Here is a 26,636-nt window from a genome sequence, read left to right as displayed (position 1 = left end):
ATGATAAAGTTTTATATTAAACTTTTTATGTATCATATTAAAATAATTATAAAAAAATCTTTTGATTTATTATGGTCATACCTACTAATCGGTTTTTTAGCGGTTCTACGATATCTTCCTGCAAAAGTTGGGTTATCTTTTTTTTCTTGGTTAGCAACAATACTCGGTCCTCTTGTTTCTCGTCATCAAATTGCACTTGCAAACCTTAAAGCTGCATACCCAGAAAAAACAGAACAAGAACTCCATAAAATAGCTATAGAAATGTGGAAAAATATGGGGAGGCTTCTAGCTGAATATGTTTTTCTTGATAAAATTTTTGATTTTGATCCCAAAGCCGACCAACTAAGTGTAGTTGAAGTCGTTGGCGCTGAGATATTCCAACGATTAAAAGATGAAAAAAAACCACATATTTTCTTCACAGCTCATACTGGAAATTTTGAACTTCTTCCTGTATGTGCACAGAGTTTCGATCTTAATATCACAGTATTATTTAGACCACCTAATAACCCCTATATTGCAAAACGAGTTCTTAAAGCTCGACAAACTTCCATGGGGCATCTTGTACCATCCCAAGCCGGTGCAGCTTTGGCATTAGCAGAACAATTAGCACAAGAAAAAAATGTTGGTATGCTTATTGATCAAAAATTCCGTCGAGGTATTTCTGGAACATTTTTTGATCGCCCTGTTAAAACCAATCCTCTAATTATAAAACTTGCTCGGCAATATGAATGTGACATTTATCCTGCACGTTGTATTCGCTTAGCTGGAGGACGCTATCGTTTAGAATTATATGAACGTATAGAACTTCCACTTAATGAGAAAAACGAAGTTGATATAAATGCTTCTGTGCAAAAACTAAATGATATCGTCGAATCTTGGGTGTGTGAATACCCTGAACAATGGATGTGGTTTCATAAACGTTGGGACGAATAACTTACGCTTAGCAATTACAGAAAAAGCAAAATATTGATACCAAAAAATATTTTGCAAAAGCGAAGCTTCTCTCAAACTTAATGAGCTTCATTTAACTGTTTTGTGAAATAGGACGAATTTCTACTGATTCACCACACCCGCATGCTGAAATTTGATTAGGATTATTAAATATAAAGCCAGAACGCAACGCTGTCTCTTCATAATCAAGCTGCGTTCCTAATAAAAATAATACCGCATCGCGTGCGATAAAAACGCGAGCACCATTAATTTCAACAATATCCGCACTCGTATCACGTACCTCTTCTTTTACAAGGGTAATTGTATATTCCATCCCTGCGCACCCCCCCTTTTTAACACCGATAAGAATACCATGAGCATCTTTTGTCTCCATAATATTTTTGACTCGATTTATTGCGGCTTCTGTCAAACTTATTACTAAACAACGGCTCATCATTCCTCTTCTCTTGCAAAATAAACATTCTCAATGAATTTGTAACGAGATTCCATTCATTCTCTACATTAAAAATAAAATAACAAGTATAAATCGAATATTTTTATTTTTCCTTTTATAAAACACGAATATATTGGATTATAGAAATGCATTAATTACAGATTTTTACAGCATATTCTCATCACTATATTGACAATACAAGTCTATTCTTTAAAAAATCATCGATAAATGAATAAAAATATTTTATTTTTCTTTATGTTATCAATATAATAGTAAAATTAATTAATCTAAAATTACAAAATTTAAATAATTAATAAAAATATAAAATTTATGCAATTAACAATCGCTTGAGATTAAAATTTGACTAACTTACCTTAATTCAATCAAAAAAGACTAAAATACAAATCCTTTTTTGTTTTTCAAAAATAGAAAAGAAAATATTTTAGCGATTTTATTCGATTTATTTTTCTCTTGCCTTTAAAGAAACAGTCGTTTAGTCGTTCTGAACTATTCGGAGCGTAGCGCAGCCTGGTAGCGCACTTGACTGGGGGTCAAGGGGTCGTGGGTTCGAATCCCGCCGTTCCGACCATTTTTCTTAAATTATTACATCAAACTATAGAAAATAAACCGATCGTTAAATATTTTATTATTTTCAGGCTATCCTCTCCTGATTACCACAAAACAGTTTATAGCTATTTTTTACGTAAATAATTTTCTTTCAATGAGAAATATTAAAAAACGCGAGACTTTTGCCCCGCGTATTAAAAATCTTAGAAAGAGACAATTATTCAGTAATTCCAATTTTTAAACTGTTTTATCTAAACTGTTTTTAGCAATAGAGGATGATGCCTGTATAGCGATCTTCTTTGGTTTTAATTCAGCTGGCATTTCTCTTTTGAGTTGAATATGCAAAAGCCCATCGCTTAATTCCGCTCCAATGACTTTAACATGATCAGCCAAATGAAAACGCCGTTCAAAAGCACGTGAAGCAATGCCTCGATAAAGAAATTCTCGTCCATCATCTTCATTTTCAAGCATTTTTTCACCTTTAATGGTTAGCTGATTACAATGTATTTCAATATCTATTTCATTTAAAGAAAAACCAGCAACAGCCATAGAAATCCGATATGAATCCTCACTTAAACGCTCAATATTATACGGTGGATAAGAAGAAACATCATTTGGCTGTACTCTGGAATCAAACCAATTAAAAAGATGATCAAATCCTACAGTTGAACGATAAAAGGGTGAAAAATCTACTTGGCGCATAATATTGCCCTCCTTTAGAGCAGCTATAATCTATAATCGATCTACGCAGCCTCCGAATGGCAGGCCTGCTTAGAAAACTAACGGTCCCATCATGGCAACCGTAGTATTTATCTGGTAATTAATCTTTCCTATTTCAACTCTTTTTTGTATTTTAATATATAAGAAAATATAAAATAAGAGGTTTGTTTCCTAATCCTTGATCACTTTTATGATGAATATAAGTTCTTTTTTGAGATTGAACTAACTTGTAAAATATACGTCAGAGATATTAATTATAGATATCTCTTCACTCTAAAGACGAAATTCTTCTCTTCTAAATGTTCATAGCAGCGAATTTTAATAGCCACCAATCACAAAATTCCTTTTGCGATGATACATCTTTATTGAAAATAATTTTTAGACTGCATTTAATTATTCATAGTCAAATAATATAAAATCTTTTAACAAATCCACAATTTAATCACATGATAAAAACTTAAAACTTTTTCAAATTTGGAATGACAAAAAAGCTCAAAATATTCAATTCTGATCCCTATTTTCAAAGCATTACGCACATCTTTATTGAACTCAATTACGAAAATAATATTCGTATATTTGCATAGATGTGAGAATTAACCATTTTTCTACTCATTTTCATTATAAGTATTTTATAATTTTTTTTTATAAATACATCTATGATGTATAACGTTAATATATAAAAAAACTCTGATATACGGAGCAATTGGATATAGTCATGAAACGAATTTTGCTAGCGGAAGATGATAACGATATGCGCCGCTTTCTAGTAAAAGCGTTGGAACGTGCAGGCTATGAAGTTGTTGATTTCGATAATGGTGCTAGTGCATATGAATGTTTACAAGAAAAGCCATTTTCTCTTTTGCTGACTGATATTGTAATGCCAGAAATGGATGGAATTGAGCTTGCACGACGTGCTACCGAAATTGACCCTGATTTGCGTGTTATGTTTATTACAGGCTTTGCAGCAGTTGCATTAAATTCAAATAATGATACTCTTCCTGATGCTAAAGTGCTTTCTAAACCATTTCATTTACGCGAATTAGTTAATGAAATTGGGAAAATACTTATAGCTGCTTAAAGTGAGCCTATTAAATTATCCATACTTGATCAAATAAAAAATGAAATCAGGCATTGACCTTTAGAATTCTATATGCTGTATGCACATCATTGATGGGCGTGTAGCTCAGCGGGAGAGCACTACGTTGACATCGTAGAGGTCACAGGTTCAATCCCTGTCACGCCCACCATTCGATTTTTGTAATACTTGATATTTTTTGATCTTTCTTAAGATAAAGAGCAGCATGATCAAGGAAAAGGATATAATTTTCTAACTTGACCTTCGCGAGTTTTTTAAGATTTATTTGAAATATGTTCGCTCTTTACCTGAATCCTCCCAGTTTATTACTCATATCTCGTAAGGCAGTTTATTAAAATCTTCTTCGAGCAACCATAGAAACTTTTCGTCTTTTTAAATATCTTAATAAAGGAGCTAAAATACTAAGAGAACGCCATAGACAAAGTGATTCTTTAAAATGTTAAAGACCTGAATTATTGCTGATTTTTTTTTACAAAAGGTAAAAATAGTTCTCTAAATATCGTCTATATAAAAATAAATTGAAAATTTGGTGCACCCGACAGAATTCGAATCTGTGACCTCTGCCTTCGGAGGGCAGCGCTCTATCCAGCTGAGCTACGGGTGCTTAAAATTATGATTAAATCAGCTTTAGACTTTTTATTAACTGATCATGCTCCCAGCTTCAATGATGAATTGTCATTCTGACCAAAAATTGTAAAAGGAATACTTGTTCATACAATTATGAACTCTTTTTAACCAAAATACTTTTTCTTTAAACAGATTAATTTATAAAATTCTTCTTTTTGAAAAAATAGCCCTTATATAAAGCTTTTAAATTTTTAAAATAGGTCGTGAATATCAGGATAATTTTTAATGACTCCATTACCCAGTCGCTTTCATTTCATTTCTTCTGAAACTGAAGAGGCTATCAAAGCCACTAATAAATTAATTTCTATCTATGGTCACTCTTCTCTTGAAGAAACTGATATAATTGTTGCAATTGGTGGCGATGGAACAATGTTACAAACAGTGAGAAATGTTATGAATACCCAAAAACCTATTTATGGTATGAATCGAGGTTCAGTAGGGTTTCTTATGAATAAGTTTCATGAAAAAAAATTGCCAAATCGTATTGCTGCAGCACATAAAAAAAACATTCATCCCCTACGCATGATTGCAAAATCAGAATGTAAAGAGCATATTGAAGCACTTGCAATTAACGAAGTATCCTTATTCCGTCAGTCCTATCAAGCTGCTAAAATTCGTATCAGTGTTGATGATAAAGTACGCATTGAACAATTAAGTTGTGATGGCATCCTTGTTGCTACACCAGCAGGATCCACTGCATACAATTTATCAGTACAAGGTCCTATTTTACCTCTCATGGCTCCTCTTATGGCGCTTACCCCTGTCAGCCCTTTTCGTCCACGATACTGGCGTGGCGCATTACTCCCTGATACAGCGACAGTACGCTTTGATATGCTCGAATTTGATAAACGCCCTGTGAATGCTGCTGCTGACAATGTTGAAGTCAAATCTGTTCACTCAGTTACTATTTCATCTGCTACAGACATAACAGTCTCTATACTTTTTGATCCTAACCATTCATGGGATGAGCGCATTTTATCAGAACAATTTCGCTATTAATTATTTTTATCATTCTATCTATATATAGATAAAACAGTTATAGTTGACTTTTTTATCAATCCACCTTACCCCATCCTCGATGATATGAAATGGTTGAGCTTTGTTGTATTAGCTAATGAAACTAAAATTCAGAAGAGTAATCGATAGAAGAAATGACACCACCTTTAAACAATTTTGACAATTTAGGCCTCTCTGCAAAGGTTATTAAAGCTGTTCAATTAGCAGGATATACGGCTCCAACCCCTATTCAGAGCGAGACGATTCCTCATGTGCTTCAACACAAAGACGTTTTAGGAATTGCTCAAACAGGTACTGGTAAAACCGCTTCATTTGTTCTTCCTATGCTTACATTACTTGAAAAAGGCCGTGCAAAAGCTAGAATGCCCCGTACTCTCATACTAGAACCAACACGAGAGCTTGCGGCTCAAGTTAAGGAAAATTTTGATAAATACGGCATAAATCACCGTTTAAATGTCGCTCTTTTAATTGGTGGTGTTTCTTTTGACCATCAAGACCGCAAACTTGAACGAGGCGCTGATGTTCTTATCGCTACACCAGGGCGGCTTCTTGACCATTTTGAGCGTGGCACATTACTCTTAATGGGTGTTGAAATTCTTGTTATCGACGAAGCTGATCGTATGTTGGATATGGGCTTTATCCCTGATATTGAACGTATCTGTAAATTGACGCCCTTTACGCGCCAGACATTGTTCTTCTCAGCAACAATGGCACCAGAAATTATAAAATTAACAGAGCAATTTTTACATTCACCTGTATGTGTTGAAATTACCAAAGAATCCTCAACTGCTAGAACAATTACGCAGCGGCTTGTTAAATCAGGAAGTAAAGCGTGGCATAAGAGAGCTGTTTTACGAAAACTTATCCACGATGAAAACAAAGAGCTTAAAAATGCTATTGTTTTTTGCAACCGGAAAAAAGATATTTCTGAACTTTTCAGGTCACTCGTCAAATATAATTTTAGTGTAGGTGTACTTCATGGTGATATGGATCAACATTCACGTATGAATACACTGGCTGATTTTAAAGAAAATAAACTCACGCTTCTAGTTGCTTCTGATGTTGCCGCCCGCGGGCTTGATATTCCGGATGTAAGCCATGTCTTCAATTATGACGTCCCTACACATGCTGAAGACTATATTCACCGAATTGGTCGCACAGGACGTGCAAAACGTAGTGGCAAAGCTTTTACAATTGTTACAAAAAATGACCAGAAATATATTAGTGCTATTGAAAAAATAAGCAAAGAAAACATTGAATGGCTTGATGGAGATCTATCTACTTTGATCAATGATGAAGTAAATGACATCAGCTTAAAAACCAAGTCAACAAAATCACCAAAGAAAAATATTCAAAAAAATGCTATCAAAATGCCAAAAGACAATGCAGAAATTTGCGTGAAAAAGACTAACAATAAAGCGACTTCTTCTGATAAACACCATTCTCAAAAAGAAAAAACTTCTCCTATTCTTGCATTTGGCGCTGATATTCCAGCATTTATGCTCGTAAAAACTCGTTCTTGAACAAAAGAGCCATTTGAAATAAAAAAAATCAACAAAATACTTTGTTGTGTTGATGGATTTTAAAGTTTTTTCGCATCAAATGGTCAATCTATTGATTATCTTTTCGCGCCCTAAGAGCGGTAAAAGCTTTCCCATTTCAGGACCATGTTGCCTTCCAGTTAAGGCCAAACGCAATGACATAAACAAAGCCTTTCCCTTACGATCTGTTTTTTCTTTTAATGCCGTTGTCCAAATTTTCCAGCTTTCATCATTTAAACTCCCCTCAGGTAACAGATCAACAGACTGTTGTAAAAATGCGCGATCTTCAAATGAAACAGCATCAAAGCTCTGATCACTATGAATAATTTCCCACCATAAAGCTGCGTCATTTACCTTATCAATATTATCTCTTATCGTATTCCAAAAATATTCTGCCTTTTCTCCACAAATAGAAAGTTTTTCAAGTCTTGTTTTCACTTCCTCATAGGTCAATTCATGAACAAAATGACTATTCAAAGAAATTAGATCAGTGATATCAAATTTTGCAGCTGATTTTGACGTATTCTGAAGACTAAAATGCTCTAAAAGTGCTTTTTGATCACGGTGAGCTTCTATATTCTTCGATGTTCCAGTTAAAACAGAAAGACACCGAACAGCCATAGATTCAAATCCTTCTTCCCTTAAAGAGCAAATAGAAAGATCACTGTTACGTTTTGAAAGCCCTTGCCCTGAAACCGTAGTTAATAAATTAATGTGGCCAAAGGCTGGTAATTTTGCATTCAGAGCTTCAAAAATAGTAATTTGTGCACCTGTGTTAGTAATGTGGTCCTCGCCACGAATGATATGTGTAATGGCCATATCTATATCATCAATCACAGAAGGTAGCGTATAAAGGTAGCTTCCATCTTCACGAATTAAAACAGGATCCGAAATAGAAGCCAGATCTATTGTTTGCTTTCCTTTTACAATATCATCCCAAGAAATTTCTGTTCTCTTAATTTGAAATGGATTACTTTCAAAATTAGGTAAAAGAAAACGCCAATGAGGTTTACGGCCTTGAGATTCCAATAATCTCTTATCTTCTTTTGTTAATTTTAGCGCCCTACGGTCATATACAGGAGGTAATTTGCGTGAAAGTTGAATCTTGCGGTGTCTACCTAATTCTTCTACCGTTTCATAACAAGGATAAAGAAGACCACGTTCCTTTAGTGTTTCCGCAACCTTATCATATCGACTAAACCGTTTAGATTGATGATGAATTTCATCCGGTTTAATATCAAGCCACTCAAGATCGGTCATAATACCGTCGATATATTCTTGTTTGGAGCGTTCAAGATCTGTATCATCATAGCGCAAAATAAATGTCCCATTATTTGCCTGTGCATAAAGCCAATTAAATAATGCAATACGAGTATTCCCAATATGAATATAACCTGTTGGAGATGGGGCAAAACGAACTTTTATCATAGAATAATGCTCAACTTTTATCACGAAAATAATTTGTAATAGGGTAACGACGGTCGCGTCCGAAATTTTTAGAACTGATTTTGATACCAGGTGCAGACTGTCGCCTTTTATGCTCAGCTACATAAAGAAGGTGTTCTACTTTCTCAACAGTTTCTCGTAAATGACCACATTTAACGATCTCATCAACACTCATGTCATTTTCTACGAGAGACTGCAAAATATCATCTAAAATAGGATAAGGGGGAAGAGAATCTTCATCCTTTTGATTTTCTCGCAACTCTGCAGAAGGCGCTTTCTTTATAATATTTGGAGGGATAACAACCCCTTCTGCTCCTAAAAAATTTAGCAAGTGATTTTTATTGCGCCACTCAGCTAATGCATAAACTTGCATTTTATAAATATCTTTAATGGGATTAAAACCACCATTCATATCGCCATAAAGTGTTGCATATCCAACTGCCATTTCTGACTTATTTCCTGTTGTAATAACCATTGAACCGAATTTATTTGAAAGAGCCATTAAAATAGTGCCACGTACACGACTTTGCAGATTTTCTTCTGTAACATCAGAAGGCAGCCCTGAAAAAATAGGTGCGATTATACTTAAAAAATTTTCGACAGGTTGAACAATTGGTATTATTTCATAATGACAATTTAAAAAATGTGCACAATCTTTAGCATCTTTCAGTGACTCCTCTGATGTATAATGGTAAGGCATCATTATAGCGCGAACCCTTTCCGCTCCAAGAGCATCTGTTGCTATTGCTGCACAAAGCGCTGAATCAATTCCTCCTGAAAGACCAAGAATTACATCTTTAAAACCGTTCTTATTGACGTAATCTCTTAAACCTAAAACACAAGCATGGTAATCGGCAGCTAACCCACCTAAAAGTTTTTCATTTGGACCAGAAACACATTGCCATCCAATCGATTTTCTTTGCCAATGACTTACAGCGATATGGCTTTCAAAATGTTTCATTTGAAATGCCACCGTGCCTTGCTCATTCAGTGCAAAAGAACCTCCATCAAAAATTAATTCATCCTGACCGCCAACTTGATTAGCATAAATAACCGGCACACCAGCTTGAATAGCTCGCGCACGAACAATACTCATACGTTTTAATATTTTATTATGACAGTAAGGAGACCCGTTAGAAACGAGAATGAATTCAGCTCCTTTATTACGAAACTCCGTACAAATCGAGGAATCGTTCCAAATATCCTCACAAACAACAATTCCCAATGTTATCCCACGATAAACAATAGGCTCAGGACTCGGACCAGGAGAAAATACTCTTTTTTCATCAAATTCAAGATAATTAGGCAAATCAAACTTTAAGTATTCAGCAATGACCTGCCCATTATCGAGCAGTACAACACCATTATAAATAGCATCACCACGCTTTATCGGAGCACCAATAATAATACCTGGTCCTTCCTTTGTAACCTTTGCTAATTTCTTAATTGCATTTTCACAGGCTTTTGTGAAAGCAGGCTTAAGTACAAGATCTTCTGGCGGATAAGCGCTTATAAAAAGCTCAGTCAATAAAACAAGATCAGCACCCTGTTGTTGAGCTTTCTGATGTGCCATTTTAGCAAGAACAAAATTCCCCTCAATATCACCTACAATGGGATTTAATTGAGCAACTGCAATCCGAAAGTCATCTTTTATCAACTCTTTTGCCATCATCATCAACTTAGCGTAGTCGTAAGCTCAATTTCAATCATTTCTTTTCTTTAAAAGCACTTAATCCTATAAATACCTAAAATAGATAATGTTGTATGATTTTTCTTAAAATATTTGCTATATCAATTGATTAGTATCACGATTTTTTTTGATAAGTTCAGCAACAAGAAAAGATAATTCTAATGCCTGATTGGCGTTTAATCGTGGATCACAATAAGTCTGATAACGATCAAAAAGATCGTCTATTGAAATGGCCTGTGCACCACCTATACACTCAGTTACATGACGACCTGTCATCTCGATATGAATACCTCCTGGATACGTTCCTTCTTCCCAATGTATTGAAAAAAAATTCTCAATTTCCTTGAAAATATGATCAAAAAAACGAGTTTTATAACCATTGGCAATGATTGTATTGCCATGCATTGGATCACAAGACCATACAACTTTACGCTTTTCACGCTCAACAATACGAATCAATTGAGGAAGATAGGTTTCTACTTTATCATGCCCTAAACGAATGATGAGAGTAAGCCGACCTGATTCATTCTCAGGATTAAGAATATCAATTAATTTCAAAAGCTCATCAGGATTAAGTGAAGGACCACACTTCAATCCAACAGGATTTTTAATACCACGACAATATTCAACATGCGCATGATCAAGTTGGCGTGTACGATCACCAATCCACAACATATGACCAGATGTCGCGTACCAATCCCCAGAAGTGGGATCAATCCGAGTTAAAGCCTCTTCATAACCAAGTAAAAGTGCTTCATGACTTGTATAAAGAGGTGTTTGGCATAACGCATCATTCATTTTTTCTGAAATATTTATTGAATGCATAAAATCGATTGATTCAAAAACACGTTTTGCCAATAATTCATAACGCTCACTTTGTAGATTATTAGCAATAAAATTCACGATCCATTTATGAATATTTTCTAAATTAGCATAGCCATTTTGTACAAAAGCTCGTAACAAATTAAGCGTTACCATCGACTGATGGTAGACGATAGACATTCGTCGGGGATCAGGCGTACGAGAAGATTTACTAAATTCAATATCATTAATAATATCACCCTGATAAGCAGGAAGCTCATCGTTTTCCTTTTTTTCCATATCAGAGGAGCGTGGTTTTGCAAATTGACCAGCAATACGACCAGTTTTAATAACTCGCTTAGAACTTCCAAAAGTTAAAACTAAAGCCATCTGCAAAAATACACGAAAAAAATCACGAATACGACCAGCTTCATGCTCCGCAAAGCTCTCTGCACAATCCCCCCCTTGCAATAAAAAAGCTTTTCCTTCTGCAACAGCTGCTAATTCATTTTTTAAATCACGGACTTCATTCACAAAAACCAAAGGGGGATATCCACATAGCTTTTTTTCAATATTCGCTAATAAAAACTTATCTGGATAAGTTGGAACTTGCTTAATTGGCTTTGTTCTCCAAGACTCAGGTGTCCATTTCTCTCTCATGGTATTCTCTCTAAAGCTTACCCATGCAATTTATATAGCATGAAAGCCTTATTATTCACTACAAGCACCTTCCTCTAATTTTCCAATTTTTTTCCGTTTTCGTATACATAGCTTGGTTCATACATTGTTACCAATTCTTCTGCTGCGGTTGGATGCAATGCCATAGTCTCATCGAATACATCTTTTGTCAGTTTTCCTTTGAGAGATATTCCTATAAGCTGTATCATTTCACTAGCACCTGCTCCCAAAATATGCGCACCAACAACAATACGACTTTCACCATCAACAACAAGTTTCATAAACATCTTTTCCGAATTACCGGAAAGAATATTACGCATAGGACGAAACAATGTGCGATAAATTTCAACACGCTTATAACAGCGTATTGCATTTTCTTCTGAAAGGCCAACTGTTCCAATCTCTGGCTGTGAAAAAACAGCTACCGAAATTAAATCATAATCAGGCACAGTTGGAGTATTCTTAAATGTAGTATTAATGAAACACATTGCTTCATGAATAGCAACAGGCGTTAATTGCAGATGGCCTGTTACATCGCCAATAGCCCAGATATGAGGGACATTTGTCATCATTTTTTCATCAACAATAACCGCACCAGCACTATTAAGCTTAACCCCTGCTTGTTCAAGTCCTAAACCTTTTGTATTAGGCACACGCCCTGTAGCCCACATAACCTGATCAGCAGTGATCGTTTGTCCATTCGCCAAAGTAACATTATAGGATTTAGATTCAACTTTAACCTGAGAAACTGCCGCACCATAGACAACAGAAATCCCCTTTTGAATCATTGCATCACTTAACAAATGCCGTAAATCATAATCAAAGCCACTTAGAATTAAATCACCACGATGAAGCAATGTTGTTTGCACTCCTAATTCATGAAAAATATTGGAAAATTCCACACCAATATAACCACCGCCAATGATTATTATTGATTTAGGTAATTTTTTAAGATCAAAAATCTCATTAGAAGTAAGACATAAATCGCTACCTACAACTGTATTTGGCGCAACTTTTGCTCCTGTTGCAATTAAGATCTTTTTTGCTCTTATCCGCTCACCTGTTGCAGTAAGCTCTAACGTGTGTTCGTCAATAAAGACAACGCGACTTTCATAAATATGAACATTATTATTTTTTAATATCTTGCGATAAAGTTCTTCTAACCTTGATATTTCTTTATCTTTGGCTGCAACCAACTTTTGCCAGTCAAAAATTGGATCTGCACATTTCCAGCCAAAACCAGCACTGTCACTAAATTCTTGTGCATATTGTGATGCATAAACGAATAGTTTTTTGGGAACACAACCGCGAATAACACAAGTTCCCCCTATGCGATATTCTTCTGCTATAGCAACGCGCTTACCTAGTGCTCCCGCAAGACGGGCAGCACGCACCCCACCAGACCCGCCTCCAATAACGAATAAATCAAAATCAAAAGACATCACAAATTATCCCTCTCCTGTGCGTCTAGATTGTTAAACTATCGACTATTTATCAGCAAATAAAATTCCTTATTTTTTTCGCATAAACAGCTTAAATACTCAAAAATGTCTGTTCCATTAAAACGATAATTTTACTACCGTTTATTTAATGAAAGAAGACTTTTACTAAAAATAAAATTGATGAACCTACTTAGTACCTACCTAAAGAGGTAATTTCATAGGAGTAGCAGACTTATCTAAATTAAGTGTTTTAGACATTTCACCTTCAACATTTTTCATAAGATCTTTTACGATAGAGGAACGCCACATATCGAACACAGCATAAGAATCACGCGCAATACTCGGAACTTCCTTTAAAAATTTTTTACCAGCATCAGAATTATAAAATATTGTGATCTTATCAAGTTCTTCTTGACTAAAATGCTTTACATAGACATGAGCAATTTCTTTCTCTAAATCAGCGCGCCGTTTAGCTAAAGCAAGTGCCTGCTTATCAACAATATCAGAAATAGTTGTTGCTAAATGTGGATCATTTCCTATCAATTCATTTTTGAGATCACGTGCAGCAATTGGTAAAAAACTATCAAACTGATCAGTTGCATGAACGGCTTTAATCATTTTTTTAGCGGCATCTAAGTGCTGATCACTGACATCTCGTGCATGAACCAGCCCAATATTGACAACCAAGATAGCAATTGCACCAAACGATGTGACAAAGTGCTGGAGAGAAAATATATTTTTCATTCAATGATTACTCCATAATTATTAATTATTGTAACTCATATTTGTTACTTTATTAAAATTCTCAACATTTTTTCTCTAAAATTTTTATTTGACCATCTGCCATCGCTATAATTGAACGCGACGCTAATCCCACAAAAAGTCCGTGTTCAATAACACCAGGGATCTCAAATAGTGCATTTGATAAAAGTTTTGGTTGAACAATATGCCCCCAAGATGCATCAAAAATAAAATGGCCATCATCCGTCTTAAAAGGATTATCCCCATTCATTCTTAACGTCACTTTTCCTGAAAGACCTAAACCTTTAGCCATTTTTTCGATAGCACTGCGTGTAACACTCAGACCAAACTGATTGACTGCAATTGGTAGTGCAAAAGCACCAAGTGTTTTGACTACTTTTGTTTCGTCAGCAATAATAAGCATTTCATGAGATGCTGCAGCAACAATTTTTTCACGTAGCAACGCCCCACCACCCCCTTTAATTAAGGTCATATTAGGACCAATCTCATCTGCCCCATCAATATCAAGATCAAGCTCAGGAATTTGTTCTAAAGTAGTGACAGGTACCCCAACTTGACGACATAATTGTTCGGAATAATGTGAAGTAGCAACGCCGATAACATGCAAACCATTTGCAACACGTTCACCAAGAAGGCGAATAAATTCATTAGCTGTAGAACCCGACCCTATACCGAGACGCATACCATCTTGAACAAACTCAAGTGCTTTAGCAGCCGCCACCTTTTTCAATTCTTGGGCATTCATGAATCATTCTTTCTTTTATAAATCATCCATATTCGTTACGAATTGATAATAAAAAAATCTATTACCTTATTAATTTTTCATAAACTTATTTAACCCTCTGGCTCAAAAATATTAGCTACCATAGAAATATATTAATAATAAAATGCAGTATTTTTGAACCTGTTTGCGTTTACACAATTTGATAGACAGTTTAAATTTAGATCTTATTTTCGAAATTTATCATTTTATTGTAGGGTCATGATTTTTGTAAATTTATAAACCAGTTATCAAAAATATTGCAATTAATTATCTGTAATCTTTAGTAAATTTCATAAATTAAGTGAAAAAATTATAGCTATATTAGCTTGATACAATCAATTTATAGATTTTGTAATTTTTGTCTATGGACATTCCATGGTCGATGAAAAGCTGTATAATACCAGATAATATCTTTGTTTTTCATCATCATAACACTACCTCGTGATAAAAGTTGCTGAGGCGTAAATACTATTCCTGCAACATCATTGCATGTTTTATCGTGCATTATAGATGTCTGAATTATAACATCTGATTTGATACATTGATCCGTTTCTTTATATAACACAACAACTTTTAATCCATTTTCTAATAAGGCTGTACAAATATTATCATCACAAACAAATTGTCCGTTCAGCGCAGGACCAATTTTTGTTGGTTTAATGGTTTCGTTTATATAGAATGATTTTTCCCATACAGATTTCGTAAATTTGGAAACACGTGAACGATCAGCATACAATATTTTCTCATTTATAATACCAACAAGGTTCATATTATCTGCTATGATTAATTGCACAGGTGAACGCATTACGTAAACCCAAATACCTATAAAAATAAAAATAATAAAAAAGAATCTCAGAGATGTTTTGAAAAAAGTCAGTCCAACTAAACCTAAACTTAATAAAATCAACGTAGATAATGGTATAAATCCAGGATTAATAACTGGAGAAATAGCTGTGATAGAATAAGCAATTTTTGTTACAAGACTGATACCAAAACCCATAATTTGTAATGGCAACCATTCAAATTCCAAAAGCATCGCAAATGCTGCTATCAATCCAAAAGGCATCACCAAAATTGATACAATAGGTAGAGCCAAAGCATTACTTATAATACTGAAAGGTGCTACATTTGTAAAATGATAAGCAGCATAAATTCCACTAGCAAGCCCTGCTATAAGAGAAGATGAACAAGTTGAAGAAAATGATAAGAAAGCAAAACGAACTATCTTTCCTCCAACATGAGATGGTGTTATTTTTCTCCTGTCAGAAGAGTGCCTTTTGCTCCACCACTCAAAAGCAGCAATTAAAGCTATAGTTGCTGAAAATGACATCTGAAAACTGGGGCCTAATATTTCATGCGGAACAACAACCACAATGGCCAAACCAGCAATAGCAAAATTACGCATTGTCACACCAGAACGGTTGCATAATACAGCAATCAACATCACTGCAACCATCACAAAACTTCTTTGTGCTGCGACAGCTGCGCCAGACAAAATCAAATAAAAAGCTGTAATTATTAACGCAACGATAACAGAAAATTTCTTAGTCGAATAATAGGATGAAAAGACTGGAAATAACGCAAAAAAACTACGAATAACAATAATAACCATGCCGCTAAGTAGAGCCATATGTAAACCTGATATTGACAAGATATGGGCTAATCCAGACATACGCAATGCTTCATTAGTATCACTCGAAATAGCCCCCCGTTGTCCTGTTATTAAAGCAGCAGCAACACTACCTTCTTCTCCACTAATTTTTGTACGAATTCTTTGCGTCATCTTCATTCGCAGATTTTCAATTTTCTGTGATGCCATACCCAATATAGTATCAGGTTGAGAAACTGATATTTTGATCGGTTTCCCGAAATAAGTTCCTTGAGCACCAATTCTATTAAAATAATTATGAAAACTAAAATCATAACTTCCTGGACGTACAGGTCCGGATAAAGCACGAAGTCTTACTTTACCGTACAAGCCATCACCGGGAACTGATCCATCAGGCAAATGTCTTGCAACTAAACGAACACGATCAGGCCCATAATGTAAAGTTGGATTTTTTGTTTTTAAAACATCTACAATTAAACGAAATTCCCCTTTTTCCATCGTTTCAATAGAAACAATGCGCCCAGTTAATGTAGTGGAAACATTATTGCTCAACATTGGCGTAGACATACGCCATGTTTCTATTTTTGCCGCTAAAGCACCTAATAAAACACAAAATAAAAACCCAACGACAAGCCATATTCCCCTATAACAACGTAAAATATATAATATTCCAAGAAATGAAATGATCAATACAACGAATTGCTCCCAATTTGGCTCTTGGTCTAAACTGAAATAAAAGATAACACCTGTAGTAGAGAACACTAAAATCAATAAAAAGAGCAGACCAAAAGAAATTTCTTTTTTTATGCACTCTATCAGCCACTGCCAAACAAGAATTATGAAGTCTCTTAAAATATTGAATAAAGAAAGTTTTTTCTCGTTATAAGTAGCATTATTGGAACCATCAATAATAGAAGGATAACCTCGTTGCGATAGGATAAAATTTCCCTTTTTTGAGAAATTTCCTATTGATAGATCATCATTAATTTTATTTGGATCGAGCATTCGCAAATCCCCACCTTAACCTGCAATGCTACTATTGCACATCTTATCAGCTATGCTAACATAATTCCCTGATACAAGTTCTATAAATAACAATCTTAGTGTAGAGGATAATATCCGTGTCTGTCATTACCCGTTTTGCACCATCACCCACAGGCTTTCTTCATATTGGTGGAGCCCGCACTGCTCTCTTTAATTGGCTTTATGCAAAACATCATGGTGGAAAAATGCTTTTACGCATTGAAGATACAGACCGAGAACGCTCGACAGATGCCGCTGTTAAAGCAATCATAAATGGCTTGCATTGGATAGGACTTAGCTATGATGGAGATCCTATTTCGCAATTTGAGCGAACAGAACGTCATCGTGAAGTTGCAGAACAATTAGTCAAAGATGGTAAAGCTTATTATTGTTATGCATCACCTGAAGAATTAGCTGAAATGCGAGAAAGTGCACGTGCAGAAGGTCGCCCACCACATTATGATGGACATTGGCGTGATCGTGATATTTCTGAAGCTCCTAAAGGTATAAAACCTGTCATTCGCATCAAAGCACCCAAAGAGGGAGCAACAATTGTGCGCGATCGCGTTCAAGGTGATGTTCTTTTTCCGAATAAAGACTTAGATGATTTTATTATTTTACGTTCCGATGGTACTCCAACCTACATGCTTGCTGTTGTTGTTGACGATCATGATATGGGAATCACGCATATCATTCGTGGTGATGATCATCTCACAAATGCAGCACGCCAAACAATTATCTTTAATGCAATGGGGTGGAAAATCCCTGTTATGGCACATATTCCACTTATCCATGGTGAAGATGGTGCAAAATTGTCAAAGCGACATGGAGCACTAGGTGTCGATGCTTACCGAGCAATGGGATATCTTCCTGCTGCTTTGCGCAATTATCTTGTTCGCTTAGGTTGGAGCCATGGTAATGATGAAATCATCTCAACCGAAGATATGATTTCTTGGTTTGATATTGATGATATTAATAAAGGTGCTGCTCGTCTTGATTTCAAAAAATTGAATGCCATCAATGGACACTATATACGTATGAGCACTGATCAGGATCTTTTTGATTCCACTTTGAGCATTTTACCAGAAATTGAAAGCGGTTTAGAAATAATAGACAAGCTTGATAAAAAACACCGTGCCCAATTTCTAGCCGCAATACCCCATATAAAAGAACGTTCTAAAACACTTCTTGAACTTATTGACGGTGCATCCTTTATCTTTACAAAACAACCGTTATTACTTGATGAAAAAGCAAAAATGCTCTTAAATGAAGATGGTCAAGCCATCCTAAAAAGCATCTACCCTATTCTTGAATCTTGCTCATATTGGGATACAAATACACTCGATGAAGCTTTACGACATTATGCGCAAAAACAAGAACTTAAATTCGGAACCATTGCTCAACCTCTTCGAGCAGCGCTTACAGGACGCGCAACATCACCAGGTGTTTTTGACGTTCTTGTTTTGTTAGGACGAAATGAATCTCTCAACCGTATTAATCAGCAAATCAATACAACCAAGTGCTCATAAACTGCGCAGCGAATTATAAATTACAGATACCTAAAAGTAAATCAAGATTTGTTTTTGTCTTTAAAAAAACTAAAGATATTTTTTGTAAAACTGAAAAAATACCTTTAAATTACATAAACTAACTTTTATGGTTGATTTAATCTAAACATAATTAAGAAAAGCTTCAACTATACACCTCCCTATCTGATAAACCCGATATCTTAATAATTTAAAAGATAAAGGATAAAGGATCTGAAAGGAACATCTCATGCCTGAGAATAAAGCATATATTATCATCAATGATAAAAAAATAGAATTGCCAGTACGTAAAGGAACTATTGGTCCTGATGTCATTGAGATTGCTTCTCTCTATAAAGAAACTGACACTTTCACTTATGATCCTGGCTTTACTTCAACAGCTTCTTGTGAATCGAAAATTACTTATATCGATGGAGATGAAGGCGTACTGCTTTACCACGGCTATTCTATTGATCAGCTAGCTGAAAACGGAGATTTTCTTGAAACATGCTATCTTTTGCTTTATGGTGAGCTCCCAAACAAACAACAAAAAATAGATTTTGATCGCTGTATTATGCAGCATACAATGGTGCATGAACAATTTGCACGCTTCTTCCACGGATTTCGTCGCGATTCTCATCCTATGGCTGTTATGGTCGCTTGTCTTGGTGCTATGTCTGCATTCTATCATGACTCTATTAATATTACAGATCCTCAACAGAGAATGATTGCCTCCATTCGTCTTATCTCAAAGGTTCCAACTCTTGCTGCTATGGCATATAAATACAGTATTGGGCAACCTTTTGTTTATCCACGTAATGACCTTAATTACGCTACAAATTTCCTTCATATGTGCTTCTCTGTTCCTTGTGAAGAATACAAAATTAGCCCTGTTATTGCTCGAGCTATGGATCGAATTTTTACTCTTCATGCAGATCATGAACAAAATGCATCTACATCAACAGTACGCCTTGCAGGTTCATCAGGAGCTAATCCGTTTGCATGTATTGCAGCAGGTGTTGCATGCCTTTGGGGGCCAGCTCATGGTGGAGCTAATGAAGCATGTCTAAAAATGCTACAAGAGATAGGCTCTGTTAAAAAAATTCCTCAATTTATTGCGCGTGCAAAAGATAAAAATGATCCTTTTCGTCTTATGGGCTTCGGCCACAGAGTCTACAAAAATTATGATCCACGTGCAAAGATTATGCAGAAAACCTGCCATGAAGTTTTAAAAGAGCTCAACATTCAAGATAACCCACTTTTTGATATAGCGATGGAGCTTGAGCACATCGCTCTGAATGATGAATATTTCATTAACAAAAAGCTCTATCCTAATGTCGACTTCTATTCTGGTATTACATTAAAAGCTTTAGGATTCCCTACGGAAATGTTTACTGTTCTCTTCGCATTAGCACGCAGTGTTGGTTGGGTTGCACAATGGAAAGAAATGATTGAAGATCCAGAGCAAAAAATTGGCCGACCACGCCAACTTTACACAGGTCCTACTGCACGTGAATATATCTCTATAGATAATCGCCTATAAAGTAACAAACAATAAAGCCCCAATTTATTATGACTTTATTTCTTGTTATTGGGGCTTTATTGTTTGAATATTTTAAAATTGGTCGAATAGCATGAACATAAAAATATTTCAAAAAGCTTTGATTCAAGAAATTTTCTTACAAAAACAATATTTTCATGAATAAATTTTTGTAAAAAATAGTAGACATTAATATCTTTAATAAATTATTTACATTATAATAATCAGTAATATATTTATCCATAACTTGTTTTATCATGCTTAATACTGATGGAAACGATGGAAGATTTTGTGTTTTTTCACTGCTCTTAACAAATCTTCTAAATTATAAGGACATTCGGATATTTTTCTGTATATCCTGTAGGAGAATATAATGAAATCATTGGTAATAGCTCTCATAGCAAGTGTAGCGTTGTTTACCCAATGGGCTAATGCCGAGACACTGAAAATTGCCAGCGAAGGCTCTTACCCTCCTTTTAGTTATATTGACTCAAACAATAAACTCCATGGTTTTGATATTGATATATCTTATGCACTTTGCGAGAAAATGAAAGTTGAATGCGTTATTATCGCCCAGGACTTTGATGGAATTATTCCTGGTCTCCTTGCTAAAAAATATGACGCTATCATAGCATCATTGAATCCTACACAAGAGCGGCTAAAAAAAATAGATTTCACAAATGCTTATTATAGTACGGAATTAGCAGTCATTGTTACTAAAGATTCAAACATCGAAAAAATTTCAACAGAGGCATTTAAAGGAAAAAACCTTGGTGTACAGTCAAATACTGTACAAGCTATATATGCAGAAGATAATTATGCTTCTAAAGGAGCGAACATTAAACTCTATCCCACAGCAATAGAAGTCAATCGCGATCTTATAAGTCATCGCCTTGATGTAAGTATTACTGATAAGTTACAAATATTAAACTGGCTTAAAAATGAAGGAGAAGAATGCTGTAAATTTTTAGGAGTCATTGAGAATACAAAACTCCCTGTTGCAATTGCTATACGAAAAAAAAATGAAAATCTTAAAAATAAGTTTAATCAAGCTATAGAAGAAATTCATGCAGATGGAACATATGAAAAAATTATAAAAAAATATTTTAAATCAGATAGTTATAATATTGACATGAATTGAAAAATGAAAAAATCATATTTTCAGCGAGTAATTATTAAATCTTTATATGAGTTTGCAGATGATTGAAAATTTAGCATTGCTATCCTTTAGCAATGGGGGATGGGGTGTAGTTATACTATTAAGTGCAGGAATGACATTATCATTGGCTGTGTGTTGTGTTCTTTTAGGGCTTCCTTTAGGACTTCTCAATGCCATGATGACTCAATCTAATATTAGGATAGCAAAAATTATAGCGACTTCATTTTCAGCAATATTCCGTGGTCTTCCAGAACTTTTAATCCTATTTCTTGTTTATCATGGCTTGCAAAGCCTTATTCAAACTGTACTTGATTATTTAAAGATTGAAATGACATTCAGTATTAATGCTTTTATTGCCAGTGTTCTTGCATTGAGTATGGTTTTCGCAGCTTTTTCTTGTGAAATATGGATTAGTGCACTTAAAGTCTTTAATAAAGGCCAATATGAAGCAGCTAAGGCTCTAGGCTTTTCAAGCTCTACAACATTTTTTAGAATTGTCTTTCCTCAATTGATCCGTAATGCTTTACCAGGACTTTCTAATAATTGGCTCACATTACTCAAAGATACATCTCTTGTTTCAACAATTTCACTTGTTGATCTTATGCGACAAACAAATTTAGCAGTTTCTGCAACCGGTAAACCTATGCTGTTTTATCTTGTAGCGTGCTTACTTTATCTATTATTTTCAGCATTTTCTTCTTTAATTTTACGCTATTTAGAAATATATACTCAAGAAAATTGTCAAAAGGTATCTTCCCTATGATTCCTGAATGGCTTTATTTTCTTTTCAATCCTGAACTTTTAGATAGTTATGGCCTAAAATTTCTTGATGGCCTTATTGTCACTCTTGAACTCGTTTCTATTTCTTTTTTCATTGGCTTTTTGCTAAGCATACCCATTACGCTTGGCCATTTATCAAAAAATGAGCTTTTAAAATATTCAGCACAGACTTACACTTATTTTTTCCGTAGCTCTCCCCTATTAGCGCAACTATTTCTCTTTTACTATGGCCTCGGGTCAATAAGAGATTTTTGGGAAAAAATTGGATTATGGTGGTTTTTTCAAAATGCGTGGTATTGCTGTATTTTTATTTTTGCACTTAATTCTGCAGCCTATCAAACTATAATCTTTATAGGAAGTTTTTCATCGGTAAAAATTGGACAACATGAAGCATCAAAGGCTTTAGGGCTACATAGTTCTACAAAATTTTTTAAAGTTATTCTTCCGCAAGCGATGATTTTAGCATTACGCCCTTTAGGCAATGAGTTTACTTTAATTATGAAATCTAGTGCTATTGCTTCACTCATAACTATCTATGATTTAATGGGCATTGCTAAACTACTTTATGCGCGCACGCTTGATTTTCAAGTTTATATTTGGGCAGCTATTATTTACCTTATTATCGTTGAGCTCATTCATCGTTTCATTATTCTTATTGAACGTCGCCTAACGCGATATTTACAATAAATAAGAATAATCACAAAAACTTTTCACTAAGCTAAAGCACTAAATTAATAACTAAATCCCTCAATGAGAAAACGAAAAAATGAATCCGGAAAATAAAAATAATAACTCCTTCGATATAGATAAAAGTCCGGTTATTTCTATTCGAAATCTTAATAAATGGTATGGAAATTTTCAGGTATTGCATAGTATCAATTTAGACATAAAAGCTGGTGAGCGGATAGTCATTTGTGGCCCTTCTGGATCAGGAAAATCAACTTTAATTCGTTGCATTAATCAATTAGAACAGGCACAAACAGGATCAATCTACATCTACGATGTAGATATTGCTGCAGCCTCCATACAACAGCAAAAAAATGTTCTACGCAAAGTAGGAATGGTTTTTCAAAACTTTAATTTATTCCCTCATATGACTGTTATGCAAAATTGCATTTTAGCACCCATGACAGTCCACGGACTTTCTAAAGAACAAGCAAAAAAACAAGCAATCTATTATCTTACGCATGTTGGTATTGAAAAATATTGTGAACAATATCCTTCACAACTCTCTGGTGGACAACAGCAACGTGTTGCTATCGCACGTGCACTTTGCATGGAGCCTGAAGTATTGCTTTTTGATGAACCAACATCAGCTCTTGATCCAGAAAATGTTAGGGAAATTTTAGAGGTTATGGCTCAGCTGACCAATACAGGAATAACTATGCTTTGCGTTACCCACGAAATGAATTTTGCTCGTGAAATCTCAGAAAGAATACTTTTTTTAGAAAGTGGAAAAATTATTGAAGATACGACATCTGATATATTTTTTACTAATCCTAAAACCCAGCGTGCTCGTGATTTTCTTGCTAAAATTAAGTACTAACTATAAACACTTCTATATCTCCATAATCAATTTATAATCCCAAGTGTCTTGACTTGTTTTTAAGAATATTTATCACTGTCTGAGAAGCAATGACACCTGACGACAACTCAGTCTGCATTTTCTTTTTCATCACATCAAAAGCATCCAATTGCACCTGTCGCAATGAATGATTATGTAAAAGTTGTTCAACCTGTCTTGCTAACATACCAGGACGCAAAAATTCATTAAAATACTCTGGAATAGCAGGTTTATCAGCAATAATGTTTGGAAGAGCGGCACTCCATAATGTTGTCTTTGGAAAAAGAAAAAATTTAAATAAACAATCCAGTTTATAACAAAGGACCATTGGAATTTTTGCTAATGCTAATTCAAGTGATACCGTCCCAAGTGCTGCAAGAGCAACGTCAGCATCTGTAAAGGCATGCCATTTTGCATCTTCACCAACAACAATCTCGACCTCATTTTTCCAGTTTTGTGCAAAATAACGAACTTCATCTATTAAATGTGGTAGAGTTGGTAAAATAACGCGTAAGTTAGGAATACGTTGTTTAGCTATTGCTACCGTTTCTCCGAAAACTGGCATCAGATAACGAACTTCCAAACTACGTGATCCTGGCAAAACAACCATCGTGAATGTTTCTCGCTGAGTATCCAAGCATTCTTTTTGGGATTGAATCTTTAACAGTGGAGGATACGCTAAAAGACGATGTCCGACGTAAGTAAGAGGCGGTCCTCCTAAATTCTTCATAATTTTTTCTTCAAAAGGGAAAACCGCTAAAATGTGATCAACAAATTTGCGCATAGCCTTAGCACGCTCTGGCCGCCATGCCCAAACAGTTGGTGCAACATACTTAATGATTGGAATAGAAGGTTCTAAAATTCGCACTTTTTTTGCAACACGGTGCGTAAAATCAGGACTATCGATAATGATCAAACAATCAGGTTTTTCTCGTGCAATAAATCTAGATACATTACGAATATGCATTAACAACAGTAGCAGTTTTTTTAATACCGCCCATAAACCTATTAAAGAAATATCATCAGAATTAAAAATACTTTTTAAACCCAATGCTTCTAAATGCTTACCGCCGACACCAATTAAATGAATCTTGCATCCTGTCTGATGGGACAAAGAAGAAATCAAATCTGCTCCAAGTAAATCACCAGATTCTTCACCCGCAATAACAGCAATTTTCAAAGAACAATTATCTGTCATCAGATGTCCTAAATGTTTCCACAAACAACGAATGTTTATTGGCCTCTTCTATTGTTCGTTTACAAGATAATATTAAACTTTTACCTGCCTCTACCGCAACACCAACCAATCCACTTTTTGCAGCATTAACGATTGTTGTCGGCCCAATTGATGGTAAATCTGCCCGATGATCTTGCTGTGGTTTTGCACATTTTACCAGAACACCCCCTTTAGATGGTATTTGCTTTTTTTTCCGCATCTCCTGGACCCGCTTCAGCATATCATCAGTCCCTTCTGCTCCTTCTACTGCAACCACCCGGTTATTAATAACCACAACGGCTTGACCAATATCTAAGTGACCTAACAACTTTGCAGCCTTAGCTGCTAATAGAATACTATTTTTTTCCTTTTGACTAGCACGCCGCGATGTTAAACTAAAATCCATGGGAGCTAATAAATCTGGTACCACTTCATGAGCACCAACAACACAAAAGCCACGTGCTTCAATAAGCTGTATAAAGCTTTTTAATAGTATATCATCTCCACTCCCCAATATCTTAAGTAACTTAGGTAAAGCTAACAAAGTTGTCCAATCAAAATGTAACTTGAAAAAATCAGGCCGCTTTCTTATCCCCCCCGCTAAAATGATATTGCAAATCTCTTTTTCTTTCAAAATTTTAAATAGTCGCGCTAATTCTACAATTGATAATTCACAATGCTCATAGTTATAAAGTGCAGACTCTGCTTCACCATGCAAAAGGATAAGAAAAGGCTTTTGCCCACATTCTTCAAGAGCTTGAGCAACAGCAATAGGTAAAACACCATTTCCTGCTATAATAGCAGTCCGGCTGGAAAGAAAACTTCTAACATTTGAGGAAGACATTTTTAATCCTTATTTGAGCACATTGTGTCATTTTCAAATCTAGGCGTACAATAAAAACGTTTTCCTTTTTCTTGAATAAAATTAACAATATCAACCACAGATTGAGAAGTAGAATAGAAAGAAAAGACATCGTATACACGTTCTCTCAGCGGCTTGCTGTGATCAAAAAGCATACTCACTGCGTGACGTAATGAACGAATTTCTTTCCGCTCAAGACCAGCACGTTTCATACCAATAATATTTAATCCCGCAAGTTTTGCTTGTACACCAACAGCCATTCCATAGGGAATTAAATCGCCAACTAATGCAGATACCCCCCCAATAAACGCATGATGCCCAATACGAACGAACTGATGAACAGCGGAACCACCACCAATAATAACATAATCACCAACTGTAACGTGACCACCAATCATAGCATTATTGGCAAATGTTACATGATGCCCCACATGGCAATCATGCGCAACATGTGCATAAGAAAAGAATTGACAATTATCACCAATAACCGTCTTCCCTGCACATGTATCAGACCCTCTATGCATTGTAACACCTTCGCGAATTATACAATTTTTACCAATAAAGAGACTTGTATGACCTCCCTTATGTTTATTATTCTGTGGATCTCCACCTAAAATTGCATGGGGAAATATCTTGCTATTAGCACCTAATATTGTATTCCCCATAATCACAACATGACTCATCAAACAACATCCATCACCAATTACAGCTTGTGGGCCAATATGACAAAATGGCCCAATAGATACATTTTCACCAAGCTGTGCTCCCTCCTCCACAAAGGCAGTTGGATGAATTTTCGTCCCAGACATTTCTAAATTCCTAT

Annotated in this window: 22 protein-coding genes and 3 tRNA genes; 12 read left to right on the top strand and 13 right to left on the bottom strand. The window is 35.2% G+C overall.

Annotated features, from left to right (window positions below; genetic code table 11):
• Positions 1-933 carry a lipid A biosynthesis lauroyl acyltransferase gene (locus tag BARBAKC583_RS02975; protein ID WP_280641459.1) on the top strand — a complete coding sequence of 311 codons (933 nt, stop codon included), beginning with the start codon at positions 1-3 and terminating at the stop codon, positions 931-933.
• 91 nt (positions 934-1,024) lie between these two features.
• On the opposite strand, the gene BARBAKC583_RS02970 is transcribed toward BARBAKC583_RS02975, so the two are convergent.
• On the bottom strand, positions 1,025-1,384 hold the full coding sequence (locus BARBAKC583_RS02970; protein WP_005766814.1) for an iron-sulfur cluster assembly accessory protein: 360 nt from the start codon (positions 1,382-1,384) through the stop codon (positions 1,025-1,027).
• A gap of 512 nt (positions 1,385-1,896) precedes the next feature.
• Between BARBAKC583_RS02970 and BARBAKC583_RS02965 the strand changes: the two genes are divergently transcribed.
• A tRNA-Pro gene (locus tag BARBAKC583_RS02965) sits at positions 1,897-1,973 on the top strand.
• A gap of 215 nt (positions 1,974-2,188) precedes the next feature.
• Here the strand turns inward: BARBAKC583_RS02965 and BARBAKC583_RS02960 are convergent.
• A complete protein-coding gene (locus tag BARBAKC583_RS02960) occupies positions 2,189-2,653 on the bottom strand; it encodes an Hsp20 family protein (RefSeq protein WP_005766800.1) in 465 nt (154 codons plus the stop codon).
• Between the two features lie 733 nt (positions 2,654-3,386).
• On the opposite strand from BARBAKC583_RS02960, the gene cpdR reads away from it, so the two are divergent.
• Together cpdR and BARBAKC583_RS02950 are read left to right on the top strand one after the other, a co-directional pair.
• Positions 3,387-3,749 carry a cell cycle two-component system response regulator CpdR gene (cpdR, locus tag BARBAKC583_RS02955; protein WP_005766798.1) on the top strand — a complete coding sequence of 121 codons (363 nt, stop codon included), beginning with the start codon at positions 3,387-3,389 and terminating at the stop codon, positions 3,747-3,749.
• Positions 3,750-3,843: 94 nt separating this feature from the next.
• Positions 3,844-3,918 (top strand) — tRNA-Val (locus BARBAKC583_RS02950).
• A gap of 376 nt (positions 3,919-4,294) precedes the next feature.
• Here BARBAKC583_RS02950 and BARBAKC583_RS02945 read toward each other — a convergent pair.
• Positions 4,295-4,371 (bottom strand) — tRNA-Arg (locus BARBAKC583_RS02945).
• Positions 4,372-4,619: 248 nt separating this feature from the next.
• Here BARBAKC583_RS02945 and BARBAKC583_RS02940 point away from each other — a divergent pair.
• Both BARBAKC583_RS02940 and BARBAKC583_RS02935 read left to right on the top strand, forming a co-directional pair.
• A complete protein-coding gene (locus BARBAKC583_RS02940) occupies positions 4,620-5,393 on the top strand; it encodes an NAD kinase (RefSeq protein ID WP_005766794.1) in 774 nt (257 codons plus the stop codon).
• Between the two features lie 152 nt (positions 5,394-5,545).
• Positions 5,546-6,934, top strand: a complete 1,389-nt coding sequence (locus BARBAKC583_RS02935) for a DEAD/DEAH box helicase (protein ID WP_005766791.1) — start codon at positions 5,546-5,548, stop codon at positions 6,932-6,934.
• Positions 6,935-7,009: 75 nt separating this feature from the next.
• On the opposite strand, the gene gltX (BARBAKC583_RS02930) is transcribed toward BARBAKC583_RS02935, so the two are convergent.
• The 7 genes from gltX (BARBAKC583_RS02930) to BARBAKC583_RS02895 form a co-directional block, all read right to left on the bottom strand.
• Complete coding sequence (gene gltX / locus BARBAKC583_RS02930) at positions 7,010-8,380, bottom strand: glutamate--tRNA ligase (RefSeq protein WP_005766789.1); 1,371 nt, start codon at positions 8,378-8,380, stop codon at positions 7,010-7,012.
• A 10-nt stretch (positions 8,381-8,390) separates the two neighbouring features.
• Positions 8,391-10,067 carry an NAD+ synthase gene (locus BARBAKC583_RS02925; protein ID WP_005766787.1) on the bottom strand — a complete coding sequence of 559 codons (1,677 nt, stop codon included), beginning with the start codon at positions 10,065-10,067 and terminating at the stop codon, positions 8,391-8,393.
• A 117-nt stretch (positions 10,068-10,184) separates the two neighbouring features.
• Positions 10,185-11,549, bottom strand: a complete 1,365-nt coding sequence (locus tag BARBAKC583_RS02920) for a class II 3-deoxy-7-phosphoheptulonate synthase (RefSeq protein ID WP_005766785.1) — start codon at positions 11,547-11,549, stop codon at positions 10,185-10,187.
• Positions 11,550-11,623: 74 nt separating this feature from the next.
• Positions 11,624-13,012 carry a glutathione-disulfide reductase gene (gor, locus tag BARBAKC583_RS02915; RefSeq protein WP_035453077.1) on the bottom strand — a complete coding sequence of 463 codons (1,389 nt, stop codon included), beginning with the start codon at positions 13,010-13,012 and terminating at the stop codon, positions 11,624-11,626.
• Positions 13,013-13,210: 198 nt separating this feature from the next.
• Entirely contained in the window at positions 13,211-13,753 is a 543-nt protein-coding gene (locus BARBAKC583_RS02910) for a DUF2059 domain-containing protein (RefSeq protein ID WP_005766781.1), read from the bottom strand.
• Between the two features lie 61 nt (positions 13,754-13,814).
• Complete coding sequence (rpiA, locus tag BARBAKC583_RS02900; RefSeq protein WP_005766779.1) at positions 13,815-14,516, bottom strand: ribose-5-phosphate isomerase RpiA; 702 nt, start codon at positions 14,514-14,516, stop codon at positions 13,815-13,817.
• Positions 14,517-14,874: 358 nt separating this feature from the next.
• Positions 14,875-17,148 (bottom strand): ComEC/Rec2 family competence protein, encoded by a 2,274-nt coding sequence (locus BARBAKC583_RS02895; protein WP_005766778.1) that lies wholly within the window; start codon positions 17,146-17,148, stop codon positions 14,875-14,877.
• 116 nt (positions 17,149-17,264) lie between these two features.
• Here BARBAKC583_RS02895 and gltX (BARBAKC583_RS02890) point away from each other — a divergent pair, with 116 nt between their 5' ends.
• The 6 genes from gltX (BARBAKC583_RS02890) (at position 17,265) to BARBAKC583_RS02865 (ending at position 23,717) form a co-directional block, all read left to right on the top strand.
• The gene (gene gltX / locus BARBAKC583_RS02890) at positions 17,265-18,695 is read left to right on the top strand and encodes a glutamate--tRNA ligase (RefSeq protein ID WP_005766777.1); all 1,431 of its coding nucleotides are present in this window, start codon (positions 17,265-17,267) and stop codon (positions 18,693-18,695) included.
• 247 nt (positions 18,696-18,942) lie between these two features.
• Positions 18,943-20,235 (top strand): citrate synthase, encoded by a 1,293-nt coding sequence (gene gltA, locus BARBAKC583_RS02885; RefSeq protein ID WP_005766775.1) that lies wholly within the window; start codon positions 18,943-18,945, stop codon positions 20,233-20,235.
• A gap of 370 nt (positions 20,236-20,605) precedes the next feature.
• Positions 20,606-21,373 carry a transporter substrate-binding domain-containing protein gene (locus BARBAKC583_RS02880; protein ID WP_005766773.1) on the top strand — a complete coding sequence of 256 codons (768 nt, stop codon included), beginning with the start codon at positions 20,606-20,608 and terminating at the stop codon, positions 21,371-21,373.
• A gap of 58 nt (positions 21,374-21,431) precedes the next feature.
• On the top strand, positions 21,432-22,154 hold the full coding sequence (locus BARBAKC583_RS02875) for an ABC transporter permease (protein ID WP_005766771.1): 723 nt from the start codon (positions 21,432-21,434) through the stop codon (positions 22,152-22,154).
• Positions 22,151-22,858 carry an ABC transporter permease gene (locus BARBAKC583_RS02870; protein WP_005766770.1) on the top strand — a complete coding sequence of 236 codons (708 nt, stop codon included), beginning with the start codon at positions 22,151-22,153 and terminating at the stop codon, positions 22,856-22,858. Before BARBAKC583_RS02875 ends, BARBAKC583_RS02870 begins: the two co-directional genes overlap by 4 nt.
• 79 nt (positions 22,859-22,937) lie before the next feature.
• The gene (locus tag BARBAKC583_RS02865) at positions 22,938-23,717 is read left to right on the top strand and encodes an amino acid ABC transporter ATP-binding protein (protein ID WP_005766768.1); all 780 of its coding nucleotides are present in this window, start codon (positions 22,938-22,940) and stop codon (positions 23,715-23,717) included.
• Positions 23,718-23,748: 31 nt separating this feature from the next.
• Here BARBAKC583_RS02865 and lpxB read toward each other — a convergent pair whose 3' ends face one another.
• The 3 genes from lpxB to lpxA are packed head-to-tail and all read right to left on the bottom strand — an operon-like array spanning position 23,749 to position 26,622.
• Positions 23,749-24,933, bottom strand: a complete 1,185-nt coding sequence (gene lpxB / locus BARBAKC583_RS02855) for a lipid-A-disaccharide synthase (RefSeq protein WP_005766766.1) — start codon at positions 24,931-24,933, stop codon at positions 23,749-23,751.
• Positions 24,923-25,795 (bottom strand): LpxI family protein, encoded by an 873-nt coding sequence (locus BARBAKC583_RS02850; protein ID WP_005766764.1) that lies wholly within the window; start codon positions 25,793-25,795, stop codon positions 24,923-24,925. Before BARBAKC583_RS02850 ends, lpxB begins: the two co-directional genes overlap by 11 nt.
• 2 nt (positions 25,796-25,797) lie before the next feature.
• The gene (lpxA, locus tag BARBAKC583_RS02845) at positions 25,798-26,622 is read right to left on the bottom strand and encodes an acyl-ACP--UDP-N-acetylglucosamine O-acyltransferase (protein WP_005766762.1); all 825 of its coding nucleotides are present in this window, start codon (positions 26,620-26,622) and stop codon (positions 25,798-25,800) included.
• Between the last annotated feature and the right edge of the window lie 14 nt (positions 26,623-26,636).

It is taken from the genome of Bartonella bacilliformis KC583, from assembly GCF_000015445.1.
In the GTDB taxonomy this organism is placed as follows: Bacteria; Pseudomonadota; Alphaproteobacteria; order Rhizobiales; family Rhizobiaceae; genus Bartonella; species Bartonella bacilliformis.
Note: the sequence above shows the minus strand (reverse complement) of the source record. Positions and strands in the feature narration are given on the sequence as shown.

Excerpts from the sequence above, each read along its gene's own strand:
- BARBAKC583_RS02940 (WP_005766794.1), top strand. The coding sequence starts at position 4,620 with ATGACTCCATTACCCAGTCGCTTTCATTTCATTTCTTCTGAAACTGAA.
- lpxA (WP_005766762.1), bottom strand. The coding sequence starts at position 26,622 with ATGTCTGGGACGAAAATTCATCCAACTGCCTTTGTGGAGGAGGGAGCA.
- BARBAKC583_RS02880 (WP_005766773.1), top strand. The coding sequence starts at position 20,606 with ATGAAATCATTGGTAATAGCTCTCATAGCAAGTGTAGCGTTGTTTACC.
- BARBAKC583_RS02920 (WP_005766785.1), bottom strand. The coding sequence starts at position 11,549 with ATGAGAGAGAAATGGACACCTGAGTCTTGGAGAACAAAGCCAATTAAG.
- BARBAKC583_RS02865 (WP_005766768.1), top strand. The coding sequence starts at position 22,938 with ATGAATCCGGAAAATAAAAATAATAACTCCTTCGATATAGATAAAAGT.
- BARBAKC583_RS02875 (WP_005766771.1), top strand. The coding sequence starts at position 21,432 with ATGATTGAAAATTTAGCATTGCTATCCTTTAGCAATGGGGGATGGGGT.
- gltA (WP_005766775.1), top strand. The coding sequence starts at position 18,943 with ATGCCTGAGAATAAAGCATATATTATCATCAATGATAAAAAAATAGAA.
- BARBAKC583_RS02975 (WP_280641459.1), top strand. The coding sequence starts at position 1 with ATGATAAAGTTTTATATTAAACTTTTTATGTATCATATTAAAATAATT.
- lpxB (WP_005766766.1), bottom strand. The coding sequence starts at position 24,933 with ATGACAGATAATTGTTCTTTGAAAATTGCTGTTATTGCGGGTGAAGAA.
- BARBAKC583_RS02895 (WP_005766778.1), bottom strand. The coding sequence starts at position 17,148 with ATGCTCGATCCAAATAAAATTAATGATGATCTATCAATAGGAAATTTC.
- BARBAKC583_RS02925 (WP_005766787.1), bottom strand. The coding sequence starts at position 10,067 with ATGGCAAAAGAGTTGATAAAAGATGACTTTCGGATTGCAGTTGCTCAA.
- BARBAKC583_RS02960 (WP_005766800.1), bottom strand. The coding sequence starts at position 2,653 with ATGCGCCAAGTAGATTTTTCACCCTTTTATCGTTCAACTGTAGGATTT.
- BARBAKC583_RS02970 (WP_005766814.1), bottom strand. The coding sequence starts at position 1,384 with ATGAGCCGTTGTTTAGTAATAAGTTTGACAGAAGCCGCAATAAATCGA.
- BARBAKC583_RS02870 (WP_005766770.1), top strand. The coding sequence starts at position 22,151 with ATGATTCCTGAATGGCTTTATTTTCTTTTCAATCCTGAACTTTTAGAT.
- BARBAKC583_RS02850 (WP_005766764.1), bottom strand. The coding sequence starts at position 25,795 with ATGTCTTCCTCAAATGTTAGAAGTTTTCTTTCCAGCCGGACTGCTATT.
- rpiA (WP_005766779.1), bottom strand. The coding sequence starts at position 14,516 with ATGAATGCCCAAGAATTGAAAAAGGTGGCGGCTGCTAAAGCACTTGAG.
- cpdR (WP_005766798.1), top strand. The coding sequence starts at position 3,387 with ATGAAACGAATTTTGCTAGCGGAAGATGATAACGATATGCGCCGCTTT.
- BARBAKC583_RS02935 (WP_005766791.1), top strand. The coding sequence starts at position 5,546 with ATGACACCACCTTTAAACAATTTTGACAATTTAGGCCTCTCTGCAAAG.
- BARBAKC583_RS02910 (WP_005766781.1), bottom strand. The coding sequence starts at position 13,753 with ATGAAAAATATATTTTCTCTCCAGCACTTTGTCACATCGTTTGGTGCA.
- gltX (WP_005766789.1), bottom strand. The coding sequence starts at position 8,380 with ATGATAAAAGTTCGTTTTGCCCCATCTCCAACAGGTTATATTCATATT.